The organism is Rhizobium sp. No.120 (assembly GCF_054558365.1).
The window spans coordinates 43,161-57,974 of sequence record NZ_BAAJNQ010000017.1; the positions used below are offsets into that span (position 1 = coordinate 43,161).

Consider the following 14,814-nt stretch of genomic DNA (forward strand, 5'->3'; position numbering starts at 1 on the left):
GCCCTGTCCGAAGGAACAGGAACGGAATGACCGACAATCAAGACGACAAGACGCTGAGTGTTTCGGGTAAGAAGACCCTCACCTTGAAGCCTTCAGGCGTAAACCAGGGCACCGTGCGCCAGGACATGGGCCGCGGTCGCACCAAGGCGGTCGTGGTTGAGACCCGTAAGCGCCGCCCGCTACGTCCTGAAGACGAAAAGCCAATCACGCCGGTAACGACAGCCGCGCCGTCAGTGACGCGCGTCGCCGAGCCGACGCCGCAGCCGCCGCGCCCGCCGCAGCCGGCTCCGCGCATTCATCAGCCTGGTGGCCAGCAGCAGCGGCCTGCGCAATCAAACCAGGGCTATCAGCAGCGCCCGCAGCAGGAACGCCAGTCGCGTCCGGTGGTTCTGAACCATCTGTCGGCCGACGAGATGGACGCCCGCCGACGCGCGCTCGCCGAAGCTCAGGCTCGTGACGCCGCCGACGCTGTTCGTCGCGCCGAGGAAGAAGCACGTCGTCGCCAGGAAGAGGAAGCACGCCGCATCGCCGAGCAGGCAGAAGCTGCCCGTCGCGCCGCCGAAGAGGCCGCCCGTGCCGCCGAAGCCAAGGTGGCTGCCCCTGCCGTACCGGCCGCGCCCCAGGCAGAAGCTCCGAAGCCGGCGGCACAGCCGGCTGCGGCGCCAGTCGTGGCGCGTCGTCCGGACGCGGCTCCCCAGTCGGCCCGTCCCGGCGCTCCTTCGGTGGAAGCTCCGGCCAACCGTCGCCGACTCAATCAGGAAGACGAGGATCGCGGCCCGCCGCGTGGTGGCGCGCCTGCTCGCGGCAAGATCGTACGCCCGGAACCGGCAAAGCCGGTCACCACGCGTCCGAAAACCGAGGACGAACGCCGCCGCGGCAAGCTGACGGTTACGACAGCTGACGTGGACGAAGACGGCAATGCCCGTGGTCGTTCGCTTTCGGCCATGCGCCGCCGCCAGGAAAAGTTCCGCCGCAGCCAGATGCAGGAGACGCGCGAAAAGATCTCGCGTGAAGTCGTGCTGCCTGAGACCATTACCATTCAGGAACTGTCGCAGCGCATGTCCGAACGCGCCGTCGATGTCATCAAGTATCTGATGAAGGAAGGTCAGATGATGAAGCCGGGCGACGTCATCGACGCCGATCTGGCAGAGCTCATCGCCGGCGAATTCGGCCACACGGTGAAGCGCGTTTCGGAATCCGACGTCGAACAGGGCATCTTCAACGTTGCCGACGAGGAAGGTGAACTGGTTTCGCGTCCGCCCGTCGTCACCATCATGGGCCACGTCGACCACGGCAAGACCTCGCTGCTCGACGCTATCCGTCATGCGAACGTGGTCGCCGGCGAAGCCGGTGGCATCACCCAGCATATCGGTGCCTATCAGGTCGAGCAGAACGGTCAGAAGATCACCTTCATCGACACCCCCGGCCACGCCGCCTTCACGGCGATGCGTGCTCGCGGTGCCCAGGCGACCGATATCGCGATCCTCGTGGTAGCGGCTGACGACAGCGTGATGCCGCAGACGATCGAATCGATCAACCACGCCAAGGCGGCCGGTGTTCCGATCATCGTGGCGATCAACAAGATCGACAAGCACGAAGCCAATCCGCAGAAGGTCCGCACGGAACTGCTGCAGCACGAAGTCTTCGTCGAATCGATGGGCGGTGAAGTGCTCGACGTGGAAGTCTCCGCGAAGAACCGCACCAACCTCGACAAGCTGCTCGAAGCCATCCTGCTGCAGGCGGAAATCCTTGACCTCAAGGCCAATCCGAACCGCACGGCGGAAGGCACCGTCATCGAAGCCCAGCTCGACCGCGGCCGCGGCTCCGTCGCCACCGTGCTCGTGCAGAAGGGCACGCTTCGTCCAGGCCAGATCGTCGTTGCCGGCGATCAATGGGGCCGCGTTCGTGCACTCGTCAACGACAAGGGTGAGCATGTGAAGGAAGCAGGCCCGGCCATGCCGGTCGAACTGCTCGGCCTTTCCGGCGCACCGCAGGCCGGCGACAAGTTCGCCGTCGTCGAAAGCGAAAGCCGTGCCCGCGAAATCTCGGAATACCGCCAGCGCCTCACCCGCGACAAGGCGGCTGCCCGCCTGTCGGGTCAGCGCGGCTCGCTCGAGCAGATGATGACCCAGCTCCAGACTGTCGGCGTGAAAGAATTCCCGCTTGTTATCAAGGGCGACGTGCAGGGCTCGATCGAAGCCATTGCCGGCGCGCTCGAAAAGCTCGGCACCGACGAAGTTCGTGCGCGCATCGTCCATTCGGGCGCAGGCGGCATCACCGAGTCGGACGTCTCGCTGGCGGAAGCCTCCAATGCGGCGATCATCGGCTTCAACGTGCGCGCCAACGCGCAGGCACGTCAGTTCGCCGAGCGTCAGGGCATCGAGATCCGCTACTACAACATCATCTACGATCTGGTGGATGACGTGAAGGCGGCCATGTCGGGCCTGCTCTCTCCGGAGCGCCGCGAAACCTTCCTCGGCAATGCCGAAATCCTCGAGGTGTTCAACATCACGAAGGTCGGCAAGGTCGCGGGTTGCCGCGTCACCGAAGGCAAGGTCGAGCGTGGCGTCGGTGTTCGCCTCGTTCGCGACAACGTCGTCATCCACGAAGGCAAGCTCAAGACGCTCAAGCGCTTCAAGGACGAAGTCGCCGAGGTCAATATGGGCCAGGAATGCGGTATGGCCTTCGAAAACTACGAAGACATCCGCGTCGGCGATACGATCGAATGCTTCCGCGTCGAGCACATCACCCGCACGCTGTAAGCAATCCTTCGATTTGCTAGATATCAAAACCGCCGGCCGAAACCGGCGGTTTTTCATTGGATGCTACCGAACGGGGATGCGCAGCCAGTATGACGACAGGGTCTGAAGACGAACATTCAATCACCGTCTCCTTCATTCGCCAGCCGGACGAGCACGTCGCGGTGATGCTGCGGGCGGGCAGACGCGTGGCGCGCCGCAGCCCGCAGAAAGCGCAGAACGAGGTGGCATGGTTCTTCATATCGGCGATCGCCGTCGGCGCGGGCCTGCCGGTTCTTTTCTATTTGCTAAGACGCTATGTCTATGTCCCCGTCCTCGGACTATCACCTTCCATCCACGAAGCCGACATTGCCATTATATGGCTCGTGCCTTCCCTGATGATCTACGCGCTCATTCTGGTCTACTACCGCTGGGCAATCCGGCGGCGACGGATGGCGATGCGCTCGCGCATTCGACCCGGCGTCGTGATTACCGCAACGGCCGATGCTCAGGGTGCGTCTTGGGCGTCGACGGATATCAAGATCTGGCTCGGTTGGAGCGAAATCATCAATATCAGCCGCGCCGACGGGCGGATCGAATTCGATCTCGAATCCTTCGTTACCTATATTCCTGCCTCCGCCTTTTCCGATCAGCAGGCGCAGGATACCGCTTTCGCAAGGATTCTCGGCTTCTGGCGGGCAGCAAACCCTGTCCAGCCTTGACCTTTGCGCCGGATCGAGTCATTTGACCCGCTTTATTGCGTCCACGGGACGCTGCTAATGGAACAACCATGACCAAACCAACTTCTTCCGCGCCCTCGCAGCGCATGCTTCGCGTCGGCGAGCAGGTGCGCTCAGCGATCACGCAGGTTCTGCAGCGCGGCGAAGTGCGCGACGACCTGATCGAGCGCACCGTAATCTCCATTTCCGAAGTGCGCATGTCGCCCGATCTGAAGATCGCGACCGCCTTCGTGACCCCGCTCGGCGTCGCCGACCATGGCGCCGTGATCGAGGCGCTGAACCGCCATGCGAAATATATTCGCGGCCGTCTCGGCCCGCAGCTTCGCCAGATGAAGTACATGCCGGAAGTCCGCTTCCGCGACGATACGAGCTTCGACAATTACAAGAAGATCGACGCGCTTCTGCGCTCGCCCGAGGTCAGCCGCGACCTCGACGACGACAACGACCAAGATCAATAACAGAGACAGAGAATGTCCAAATCACGCAAACCCAAGGGCCGCCCGATTTCGGGCTGGCTCATCCTCGACAAGCCGATCGATTTCGGCTCGACCGAAGCTGTATCCAAGATCAAGTGGCTGTTTAAGGCGCAGAAGGCCGGCCATGCCGGTACGCTCGATCCGCTCGCCTCCGGCATGCTGCCGATCGCGCTCGGCGACGCCACCAAGACGGTTCCCTATGTCATGGATGGTCGCAAGATCTATGAATTCACCGTAACCTGGGGCGAGGAACGCGCGTCCGACGACCTCGAGGGCGAAGTCACGGCCACTTCCGACAAACGCCCGAGCGAAGAGGATATTCGCGCGCTGCTGCCCAAATATACCGGCGTTATCCAGCAAGTCCCGCCGCAATTCTCCGCCATCAAAATATCGGGCGAGCGCGCCTATGACCTCGCCCGCGAAGGCGAGACAGTCGAGATCCCATCGCGCGAAGTCGAGATTTTCCGCCTGACGCTGCTTGCTTGCCCGGATGCCAATACCGCGCATTTCGAAGTCGAGTGCGGCAAGGGCACCTATGTGCGTGCGCTTGCGCGCGATTTCGGCCGCGATCTTGGTTGCTACGGCCATATTTCCGGCCTGCGCCGCAGCTTCGTTGCGCCCTTCGCCGAAGAGGCGATGGTGCCGCTTGCGGATCTTGTAGCACTGGAAGAGATCGAGGATGCGGACGAGCGGCTCGCGGCCCTCGACGCGCTTCTGATCGATACGGCCGAGGCTCTTTCTTCGCTCCCGCATCTCGTGATCAGCGACGATCAGGCGCACCGCCTGAAGATGGGCAACCCTATCCTCGTGCGTGGCCGCGATGCGCCGGTTGCCGAAACCGAGGCCTATGCCACGGCTCGCGGCAAGCTGATTGCGATCGGCGAGATCGGCCAGGGTGAATTCCGTCCAAAGCGCGTGTTCGGCTGACTCCAATCAACCGGAAATAGCGGCTATTGCGGGCGATGGCTATGCGATATGCTCCCGACGGGCCATCATGGCCCGTTCAAAAAGGGGGCAAACATGCGCAGAGTTGCATTCGGAATAGTTGCATTCCTTTCCCTGTTCCTGACAGCTGCGAACGCCCAATCCGCCGAACGGTGGGCCGGGCTACCGCCATTTCCGCCGATGCCGCAGCCAAAGGCGAGCGGCATGGCCGATGTCAACGACATCAAGATGTACTATGCCGAATATGGCGCGGGTGACCCGATCCTCTTCATCCATGGCGGCCTCGGAAATGCCGATATCTGGGGCGCTCAGGTCGCCGAATTCGCGAGAGATCATCTCGTCATCGTCGCCGACAGCCGCGGGCATGGCCGCTCGACGCGCAGCGAACAGCCCTTTGGCTACGATCTGATGACCTCCGATTACGCCGCACTGCTCGATTATCTGAAGGTCGGCAAGGTGACGCTGGTCGGATGGTCTGACGGTGGCATCATCGGCATCGACATGGCGATGAAATATCCCGAAAAGCTGACGCGCGTAATCGCTCAAGCCGCCAATGTCACGACGGACGGCGTGAAGCCCAACGTCATGAGCAACAAGACTTTCAACGACTACATCAATGTCGCCGGCGAGTATTACAGGAAGCTGTCGCCGACCCCCAACGAATATGACGCCTTCGTCAAACAGATCTCGAAGATGTGGGAGACGCAGCCGGCATGGACCGCAGCCGACCTCGGCAAGATCACGGTGCCGGTGACACTTGCCATCGGCGACCATGACGAAGCGGTGAAGCTGGATCATACCGAGATGATGGCGAAGGAGATCCCGGGCGCCAAGCTTGTCATCCTGAAGGATGCCAGTCATTTCGCCATGCTGCAGGATCCAGGAGGCTACAATGCCATGATCCGGGACGCCATGGCAGGGCGCTGAAAGGCGCCCAGGGAGAACCCTCTTTCAATTGGCGCTTATTTGGTTTATAGGCAGCGCCAGCATCAGGCATGCCTGATTGCATTCGCGGCCAATGCTGGACGACATCCCGGCGTTTGGCGACTTCAATCTCCTCTCATAGAAAGGACCATCCGATGTCGATCACTGCTGAGCGCAAGGCTGCGCTAATCAAGGAATACGCTACTGCCGAAGGCGACACCGGTTCTCCGGAAGTCCAGGTTGCGATCCTGACCGAGCGCATCAACAACCTCACGGAACACTTCAAGGACCACAAGAAGGACAACCACTCCCGTCGTGGCCTCCTGACGATGGTTTCCAGCCGGCGCTCGCTTCTTGATTACCTCAAGAAGAAGGACGAAGGCCGTTATACCAAGCTGATCACCAGCCTCGGTATCCGCCGCTAACGGAATTTCCGGCGGGCGTTCACCTGAACGTCCGCCGGATGCTTATGAAGGGTATGAACCCTTGAGACCCGTTTCCCTCGCGCCTTATGACGGTGCGATGCGAGACCGACGGCAGGCCGGATGGGCCGGTGCTGCCAACAACAACCGTTGACCTGTCATGGGGCAGGATTGCCGGATGCTTTCAGCCGAAGCCTAGCGCTTCGGCCGATCTTCGAAAGCCTCTCGTTGTCTTGCCCGTGATGCGTCACATTTCGTGCGGTCGAAGATGCGCTCTGCCGAATTCGTCGGCGATGGCGCCTTTTCCCGCATCATGCAAGGACAAGATATGTTCGATATCCATACCGTCGAAATCGAGTGGGCAGGCCGCCCGCTGAAGCTCGAAACCGGCAAGATCGCCCGCCAGGCCGACGGCGCCGTCGTTGCCACCTATGGCGAGACCGTGGTGCTTGCGACCGTCGTTTCCGCCAAGGCGCCGAAGCCGGGCCAGGACTTCTTCCCGCTCACCGTCAACTATCAGGAAAAGACCTACGCAGCCGGCAAAATCCCCGGCGGCTACTTCAAGCGCGAGGGACGTCCGAGCGAAAACGAAACGCTCGTTTCCCGCCTGATCGACCGCCCGATCCGCCCGCTTTTCCCGGAAGGCTACAAGAACGACACGCAGGTCGTCGTCACGGTCATCCAGCATGACCTCGAAAACGATCCGGACATCCTGTCCATGGTCGCGACCTCCGCAGCCCTGACGCTCTCCGGCATCCCCTTCATGGGCCCGATCGGCGGCGCCCGCGTCGGCTACATCAATGGCGAATACGTTCTCAACCCGCATCTCGACGAGATGGACGAGTCGACCCTCGACCTCGTCGTCGCCGGTACGCAGGACGCCGTTCTGATGGTTGAATCCGAAGCCAAGGAACTGCCTGAAGACGTCATGCTCGGCGCCGTCATGTTCGGTCACCGCGGCTTCCAGCCGGTCATCGACGCGATCATCAAGCTCGCGGAAGTCGCTGCCAAGGAGCCCCGCGACTTCCAGCCGGAAGATTATTCCGAACTCGAGAAGGAAATGCTCGGCCTCGCCGAAGCCGAACTCCGCGACGCCTACAAGATCACCCAGAAGGCCGATCGCTACGCTGCCGTCGACGCCGTCAAAGCGAAGGTGAAGGCACACTTCCTGCCGGAAGAAGGCGAAGCCAAATACACGGCCGAAGAAGTCGGCGCCATCTTCAAGCACCTGCAGGCGAAGATCGTTCGCTGGAACATCCTCGACACGTCGAGCCGTATCGACGGCCGTGACCTGCAGACGGTTCGCCCGATCGTTTCGGAAGTCGGCATTCTGCCGCGCACGCACGGTTCGGCCCTGTTTACCCGCGGTGAAACGCAGGCAATCGTCGTTGCCACGCTCGGCACCGGCGAAGACGAACAGTATGTCGACAGCCTGACCGGCATGTACAAGGAGCGCTTCCTGCTCCATTACAACTTCCCTCCCTACTCGGTTGGCGAAACCGGCCGTATGGGCTCCCCGGGCCGCCGTGAAATCGGTCACGGCAAGCTCGCATGGCGCGCTATCCGCCCGATGCTGCCGTCGGCTGAACAGTTCCCCTACACGCTGCGCGTTGTCTCGGAGATCACCGAATCGAACGGCTCGTCCTCGATGGCAACGGTTTGCGGCACGTCGCTCGCCCTGATGGATGCCGGCGTTCCGCTGGCAAAGCCGGTTGCCGGTATCGCCATGGGTCTGATCCTGGAAGGTGATCGCTTCGCGGTTCTCTCCGACATTCTCGGTGACGAAGACCACCTCGGCGACATGGACTTCAAGGTCGCCGGCACTGCCGACGGCATCACCTCGCTGCAGATGGACATCAAGATCGCCGGCATCACCGAGGAGATCATGAAGGTCGCTCTCGGCCAGGCACAGGGCGGTCGTGCCCACATCCTCGGCGAGATGTCCAAGGCCATCACCGAAAGCCGCGGCCAGCTCGGCGAATTCGCTCCGCGCATCGAAGTCATGAACATCCCGGTCGACAAGATCCGCGAAGTCATCGGCTCCGGCGGCAAGGTCATCCGCGAAATCGTCGAAAAGACCGGCGCCAAGATCAACATCGAGGACGACGGCACCGTTAAGATCGCCTCCTCCTCCGGCAAGGAAATCGAAGCGGCCCGCAAGTGGATCCACTCGATCGTCGCCGAGCCGGAAGTCGGCCAGATCTACGAAGGTACGGTTGTGAAGACCGCCGACTTCGGCGCCTTCGTCAACTTCTTCGGCGCCCGCGACGGCCTCGTCCATATCTCGCAGCTCGCTTCCGAGCGCGTTGCCAAGACGCAGGATGTTGTCAAGGAAGGCGACAAGGTCTGGGTCAAGCTGCTCGGCTTCGACGAGCGCGGCAAGGTTCGCCTGTCCATGAAGGTTGTCGATCAGGCGACCGGCCAGGAAATCGTTGCCGAAAAGAAGAAGGACGACGCAGCCGAGTAAGCTGCGCCTTCATCCAAGTTCCGGGGCGCGGGATCTTTTCCGCGCCCTTTTTATATTGAATGCCCGTTGGTTTGGCTGGATCGTGGAATCGGTGCCTGGCCTCTCACCCTAGCCCTTTCCCCGCACATGCGGGGTGAGGGGACATGACTGTGCTCGATAACGGCCTCCACACCAAGGGGCATGTTTTCCGGCTCTGTCGTCCCCTCTCCCCGTCCCAACGGGGAGAGGGCTAAGGTGAGGGGTAAGCACGAGATACGATAAGGCCACAGATATCTGACGGTTCAAGTCCACCTTTCAAGACGAGACCACGCCCATGAGCCGCGATGCCCTGAAGACCCTATTCCATCCCTTTGCCTCCGGCACTATCGAAGCGCCCGGCGAGGGTCAGCGCATCCTGTTTCTCGGCGCCGAAGCCGGCTTTGCGCTGCCGGAGGGATTTACTGCCGAGCTTTCCGCCGTCCAGGGCTTCCGCCCCTTCTTTCGCCAGCTGCAGGCGCAGCGCATCAACGTGACACCGGAGGTCGAAGGCGAAGGCTATGACGGCGCGCTGGTGCTCTGCGGCAAGCACAAGGGCGAGAATGAGGATCATATCGCCGAAGCGCTGGCGCGCGTAAAGGAAGGCGGCCTCATTGTCGTTGCCGGCGGCAAGGAAGACGGTATCCAGCCGCTGCGCAAGCGCATCGAGGCCTTCGGGCTCGAAATCGAGCACATGCCGAAATATCACGGCGTGGCCTTCTGGTTTGCGCGGCCTGCCGATATCAAGCTTTTGACGGCGCAGCTCGCAAAGCCGGCGACGCTGGTCGACGACAGCTTCACCACGGCGCCCGGCATGTTCTCACATGACCGTATCGATGCCGGCTCGGAACTTCTCGCCTCGCGCCTGCCGACCGATTTTGCCGGTGATGCCGCCGATTTCGGCGCCGGCTGGGGCTATCTCTCCGTAGAGCTCGCAACGAAATCGCCACGGATCGAGCGCATCGACCTCTACGAGGCCCATTACGGCTCTCTGGAGGCCGCACGTGCCAATCTGCTATCGCACTGCCCGCAGGTCGCCCAGCGCTTCTTCTGGCACGATCTGGCGAGCGAGCCGGTCAAGGACAAATACGACCTGATCATCATGAACCCGCCCTTCCATGAGGGCCATGCCGCCGAGCCCTCGCTCGGCCAGGCGATGATCAAGACCGCTGCTTCGGCTCTGCGCAGCGGCGGCCGCCTGATGCTGGTCGCCAATCGCGGCCTGCCCTACGAGCCGGTGCTGGCGGAATACTTCAAGGAGTTCGGCGAGACCTGCCGCAATGCCCGCTACAAGGTGCTCTGGGCAAAGAAATGAGGGATCATGGCGGTCAGATGGCCGCCATTTTTCGAATGGGCTCAGGAGCTTCGTTTCGACGCTCGTGCGACCCATTCGCGGTTCAGCACGGCGTAGATGCATTCGTCGCCCCATATGCCGTTGAAGCGATCGTTCTCGATCAGAAGCGCCTCGCGGCGCAGGCCGAGCCGTTCGACGACGCCAACTGAGCCGGCATTTTTCGCATCCAGCCGTGCAAAGATCCGGTGGAAGCCAAATTTTTCGAAGCCGAGGGTAATCATGGCTTCCGCCGCCTCGGTGGCATAGCCCTTCCTGGCATAGGCTGGGTTGGAAGTATAGCCGAGCTCGGCCTGAAGTGCGGCCTTGTTTGCAAACGTCAGGCTGACATCGCCCACCAAAGCACCATCCTCCCGCCGAATGACAGCGCATAGCAGCGTATCTCCATCCTCGGAGAAAGGGGAATTCAGCCTGATATCGAAACGCTCCCTCATCACTTCAGGCGAAGGAGGGTCGCGGTAGAGGAAACGATAGATTTCCGGTAGGGAGCGATAGGCGCTATAGGCGGCAAAATCCTCCAGCACAAAGCGGCGAAGGATAAGACGGTCGGTCGATGCCAAAGGTTCTGCTTCGTCGATGGACGTCATCGGGAATCCTCTGGAAGGATATCCGGAAATTCGATCCTCCCGGCCAAAACCGGGAGGACACGATTGAGATCGGGAGCTTATTCCGTATCTGCGCTCGACAGCGTTTCCAGCGTCGGCATCGAGGTGATGTTGTAGCCAGCATCGACAAAATGGACTTCGCCGGTGACGCCTGCTGCCAGATCCGACAGGAGGTAGAGCGACGACGAGCCGACCTGATCGATGGTGACGGACTTGCGCAGCGGCGCGTTGCGCTGGTTCCACGACAGGATGGCACGGGCGTCGGAAATGCCGGCGCCGGCGAGCGTGCGGATCGGGCCGGCGGAAACGGCATTGACGCGAATGCCGCGCGGGCCGTAATCCGCAGCGAGATAGCGAACGGAAGCCTCGAGCGCCGCCTTGGCGACGCCCATGACGTTGTAGTTCGGGATCACGCGCGTCGAGCCGTTATAGGTCAGCGTCAGCATGCTGCCGCCTTCCGTCATCAGTTCGGCGGCCCGCTTGGCGACCTCGGTGAAGGAGAAGCAGGAAATCACCATCGTACGGGTGAAATTCTCCCGCGTGGTGTTGGCATAAAGCCCCTTCAGTTCGTTCTTGTCGGAAAAGCCGATGGCGTGGACGACGAAGTCCAGCTTGCCCCAGCGCTCCTTGATGGCGTCAAAGACGGCATCGACCGAAGCGAGATCCTCGACATCGCAAGGCAGTAGGAAATCCGAGCCGACTTCGGCTGCGAGCGGCTTGACGCGCTTGCCGAGCGCTTCGCCCTGAAAGGTGAAAGCCAGTTCAGCGCCTTCGGCGGCCAGTGCCTTTGAAATACCCCAGGCAATCGAATGGTTGTTTGCGACGCCCATGATGAGGCCGCGCTTACCCTGCATAATTCCCGTCATTGCCTTATCCGTTATAGCGCTGGAATACGAGCGTGGCGTTGGTGCCGCCGAAGCCGAAGGAGTTCGAAAGAGCGATATCGAACTTGGCGTTGTCGATACGCTTGCGCACGATCGGCACGCCTTCAAATTCCGGATCGAGTTCGGTGATATGGGCGCTTTCGCCGATAAAGCGCTCCTGCATCATCAGGATCGAATAGATCGATTCCTGAACGCCCGCTGCGCCGAGCGAATGGCCCGTCAGCGACTTGGTCGACTGGACCGGTGGGATCTTGTCGCCGAAGACTTCGCGGATCGCACCGATTTCCTTGCTGTCGCCCACCGGCGTCGAGGTGCCGTGGGTGTTGATGTAGTCGATATCGCCCTTCACGGTGGCCAGCGCCTGGCGCATGCAGCGCACGGCGCCTTCGCCTGACGGCGCGACCATGTCGTAACCGTCCGAGGTAGCGCCGTAGCCGATGATTTCGGCATAGATCTTGGCGCCGCGTGCCTTGGCATGCTCAAGCTCTTCCAGGACCAGGACGCCGGCGCCGCCGGCGATGACGAAGCCGTCACGCTTGGCGTCATAGGCGCGCGAGGCGGTTTCCGGATGGTTTTCGTTGAAGTCCGACGACATGGCGCCCATGGCGTCGAAGAGGTTCGACATGGTCCAGTCAAGATCTTCATGGCCGCCGGCAAACATGACGTCCTGCTTGCCCCACTGGATCATTTCGGCGGCATTGCCGATGCAGTGCGCCGAGGTCGAGCAGGCCGACGAGATGGAGTAGTTGACGCCGTGGATCTTGAACCAGGTCGCAAGCGTGGCTGAGGCGGTCGACGACATCGACTTCGGCACGGCAAACGGGCCGATGCGCTTCGGGCTGTTGTTCTTGCGGGTGATGTCGGCAGCTTCAATCAGGGTGCGCGTCGATGGGCCGCCGGAGCCCATGATGATGCCGGTGCGCTCGTTGGTGATATCGCTTTCCTCGAGGCCGCTATCGGCGATCGCCTGCTTCATGGCGACATGGTTCCAGGCGCCGCCCTGCGACAGGAAACGCATGGCGCGGCGATCCACCAGGTCGGTCGTATCGATTTTCGGCGCGCCCCAGACCTGGCATTTGAAGCCATGCTCGGCAAAGTCGGGGGAGAAGGAAATGCCGGATTTGGCGTCGCGCAGCGAGGCGGTCACTTCTTGAGCATTGTTTCCAATCGAAGAGACAATACCCAGACCCGTAACAACTACCCGTCTCATGTCGATGACCTTTTCTAAAACATCTGTCTTTGTGGAGGCGGCGAGGCCGCAGTTCAGGCAACCTTGTCCTTGGACAGGCCCACGCGCAGGTCCGTCGCCTGATAGATGGTCTCGCCATCGGCCTTCAGCCAGCCGTCGGCAGTACCGAGGACGAGGCGGCCGCGCATGACGCGCTTGAAGTCGATGCCGTATTCGAGAAGCTTCGTATCCGGACGAACCATGCCCTTGAACTTCACTTCGCCTGTCGAAAGCGCCATGCCGCGGCCAGGCTCGCCGAGCCAACCGAGGAAGAAGCCGGTCAGCTGCCACATGCCGTCGAGGCCGAGGCAGCCCGGCATGATCGGATTGCCGGCAAAATGGCAGGGGAAATACCAGTCATCGGGGCGCACGTCATATTCGGCGCGGATATAGCCCTTGTCGAAAGCTCCGCCCGTCTCGGAAATATCTGTAATGCGATGGACCATCAGCATCGGCGGCAGGGGAAGCTGTGCATTGCCCGGGCCGAACAGCTCGCCGCGGCCGCAGGCCAGGATTTCCTCATAATTGAAGCTGGATTGTCTCGTCGTCATAAAAATTCCGTTTCCCCCGCATGAATGCCGATGGATGTGAAGCTTTAGTGCAAGATGGACAGAAAATGAAGCACAAGCATTGGACTCTCATTCATCTATTCGATCGACGGCACTAGCCATTATGTGGTGGTCGCATACAGGAACGCCAGAGCCGCTACCAGAGCCAAATGCGGCAAAAGCCCGTTTTTTGCGGCTTTTGAGCACCTTCCCACCCCATTGAAACTATTGAAAGCAATCAAGGCAAAAGTTATATGGCTTAGTAAAGAATTATAGAGATCAGGAATCCGGAGTCCCTGAATGGCAGAACATGCCGAAATCGCGATCGAAACCAGGCTGCGCAATGTGGGCCTAAGGCCGACTAGGCAGCGGATCGCACTGGGGGACCTCCTTTTCGCCAAGGGCGACCGCCATCTGACCGTGGAAGAGCTTCACGAAGAGGCGGTTGCCGCCGGCGTTCCTGTTTCGCTGGCGACCGTCTACAACACCCTGCACCAATTCACTGAGGCCGGCCTGATCCGCGTGCTCGCCGTCGAAAGCACCAAGACCTATTTCGACACCAACGTCTCAGATCATCATCACTTTTTCGTGGAAGGCCACAACGAGGTGCTGGATATTCCGATCAGCAATCTGACGATCGACAATCTTCCGGAACCGCCGCAGGGCATGGAAATCGCCCATGTCGACGTTGTGATCCGTCTGCGCCGCAAGCAGCAGCGCTAAGAATAGCGCTGCGTCGGCTCATCTGCGGCAAATTCTCTGTCACATCACATCATCCGGATGGCGGCCCGGCTTATGGTGATAGGTCGGAAAGGTCCAGCCGAACCAGAGCGCGCCGCCGCGCACCGCAAAGGCGGCAGTCACGCCCAGCCCCGCGGAGGCATAAAGCGGCAGCATCGTCGCATTGGCGGCGGTGAAGACGCCGGCGCCGACGATTGAGGCCGTCACATAGATTTCTGGGCGCAGCAGGACCGAAGGTTCATTCGCAAGCAGATCGCGCAGGATGCCGCCGAAGGTCGCGGTCAGCGCGCCGGTGACGATGGCGACGGTGGGCGAGCCCGTCGCCGCCATTCCCTTGGCCGCCCCCATTACGCAGTAGGCCGATAGCCCCACGGCATCGAGCCAGATGAGCAACCGATAGCGCGATTCGAACAGGTGCGCGGTGAAGAAGACCAGAACGCCGACCATGGCGCAGATAATAATATAGGTCGGATTCAGCACCCAGAAGACCGGTACTCGACCAAGGACGATATCGCGAAGCGTGCCGCCGCCGATGCCGGTGACGGCTGCCAGGAACAGGAAGCCGATCAGATCGAGCTGCTTGCGCGAGGCGGCGAGCGCGCCGGTTGCGGCAAAAAGGGCGACGCCGGCATAATCAAGAAACGAGAGAAGCGACATCGAAAACTCCAGCGGAACGCCCGCGATTTTTCCGAAATGAATCACGACGGCAAGGGCCGCGCAAGCAGGCGCG

At 61.3% G+C, this 14,814-nt stretch carries 14 protein-coding genes; 9 read left to right on the top strand and 5 right to left on the bottom strand.

Annotation, left to right across the window (positions count from 1 at the left end; all coding sequences use genetic code 11):
* Positions 1-26 precede the first annotated feature (26 nt).
* The 8 genes from infB to ACYJRZ_RS28570 all read left to right on the top strand — a co-directional run bounded on the left by infB (position 27) and on the right by ACYJRZ_RS28570 (position 10,042).
* Positions 27-2,762 carry a translation initiation factor IF-2 gene (gene infB / locus ACYJRZ_RS28535; protein ID WP_459464400.1) on the top strand — a complete coding sequence of 912 codons (2,736 nt, stop codon included), beginning with the start codon at positions 27-29 and terminating at the stop codon, positions 2,760-2,762.
* Positions 2,763-2,851: 89 nt separating this feature from the next.
* Positions 2,852-3,460, top strand: a complete 609-nt coding sequence (locus ACYJRZ_RS28540) for a hypothetical protein (protein ID WP_459464402.1) — start codon at positions 2,852-2,854, stop codon at positions 3,458-3,460.
* Positions 3,461-3,528: 68 nt separating this feature from the next.
* Positions 3,529-3,936, top strand: a complete 408-nt coding sequence (rbfA, locus tag ACYJRZ_RS28545) for a 30S ribosome-binding factor RbfA (RefSeq protein WP_459464404.1) — start codon at positions 3,529-3,531, stop codon at positions 3,934-3,936.
* A 12-nt stretch (positions 3,937-3,948) separates the two neighbouring features.
* A complete protein-coding gene (gene truB, locus ACYJRZ_RS28550; RefSeq protein ID WP_459464405.1) occupies positions 3,949-4,881 on the top strand; it encodes a tRNA pseudouridine(55) synthase TruB in 933 nt (310 codons plus the stop codon).
* Positions 4,882-4,974: 93 nt separating this feature from the next.
* Positions 4,975-5,826: an alpha/beta fold hydrolase gene (locus tag ACYJRZ_RS28555; protein ID WP_459464407.1), complete on the top strand. Its 852-nt coding sequence runs from the start codon at positions 4,975-4,977 to the stop codon at positions 5,824-5,826.
* A gap of 152 nt (positions 5,827-5,978) precedes the next feature.
* A complete protein-coding gene (rpsO, locus tag ACYJRZ_RS28560) occupies positions 5,979-6,248 on the top strand; it encodes a 30S ribosomal protein S15 (RefSeq protein WP_069613589.1) in 270 nt (89 codons plus the stop codon).
* Between the two features lie 325 nt (positions 6,249-6,573).
* A complete protein-coding gene (gene pnp / locus ACYJRZ_RS28565; RefSeq protein WP_459464486.1) occupies positions 6,574-8,712 on the top strand; it encodes a polyribonucleotide nucleotidyltransferase in 2,139 nt (712 codons plus the stop codon).
* A gap of 313 nt (positions 8,713-9,025) precedes the next feature.
* A complete protein-coding gene (locus ACYJRZ_RS28570) occupies positions 9,026-10,042 on the top strand; it encodes a class I SAM-dependent methyltransferase (RefSeq protein WP_459464409.1) in 1,017 nt (338 codons plus the stop codon).
* Between the two features lie 41 nt (positions 10,043-10,083).
* Here ACYJRZ_RS28570 and ACYJRZ_RS28575 read toward each other — a convergent pair whose 3' ends face one another.
* The 4 genes from ACYJRZ_RS28575 to fabA form a co-directional block, all read right to left on the bottom strand.
* A complete protein-coding gene (locus ACYJRZ_RS28575) occupies positions 10,084-10,665 on the bottom strand; it encodes a GNAT family N-acetyltransferase (RefSeq protein WP_459464411.1) in 582 nt (193 codons plus the stop codon).
* 77 nt (positions 10,666-10,742) lie between these two features.
* Entirely contained in the window at positions 10,743-11,549 is an 807-nt protein-coding gene (fabI, locus tag ACYJRZ_RS28580; RefSeq protein WP_459464413.1) for an enoyl-ACP reductase FabI, read from the bottom strand.
* A gap of 4 nt (positions 11,550-11,553) precedes the next feature.
* Positions 11,554-12,777 carry a beta-ketoacyl-ACP synthase I gene (gene fabB, locus ACYJRZ_RS28585; protein WP_459464415.1) on the bottom strand — a complete coding sequence of 408 codons (1,224 nt, stop codon included), beginning with the start codon at positions 12,775-12,777 and terminating at the stop codon, positions 11,554-11,556.
* A 53-nt stretch (positions 12,778-12,830) separates the two neighbouring features.
* Positions 12,831-13,346, bottom strand: coding sequence for a 3-hydroxyacyl-[acyl-carrier-protein] dehydratase FabA (fabA, locus tag ACYJRZ_RS28590; protein WP_106996153.1), 516 nt, complete (start codon positions 13,344-13,346; stop codon positions 12,831-12,833).
* A gap of 297 nt (positions 13,347-13,643) precedes the next feature.
* Here fabA and irrA point away from each other — a divergent pair, with 297 nt between their 5' ends.
* Entirely contained in the window at positions 13,644-14,066 is a 423-nt protein-coding gene (irrA, locus tag ACYJRZ_RS28595) for an iron response transcriptional regulator IrrA (RefSeq protein WP_112338881.1), read from the top strand.
* Between the two features lie 39 nt (positions 14,067-14,105).
* On the opposite strand, the gene ACYJRZ_RS28600 is transcribed toward irrA, so the two are convergent.
* Positions 14,106-14,741, bottom strand: coding sequence for a trimeric intracellular cation channel family protein (locus ACYJRZ_RS28600; protein WP_459464417.1), 636 nt, complete (start codon positions 14,739-14,741; stop codon positions 14,106-14,108).
* Positions 14,742-14,814: the final 73 nt, after the last annotated feature.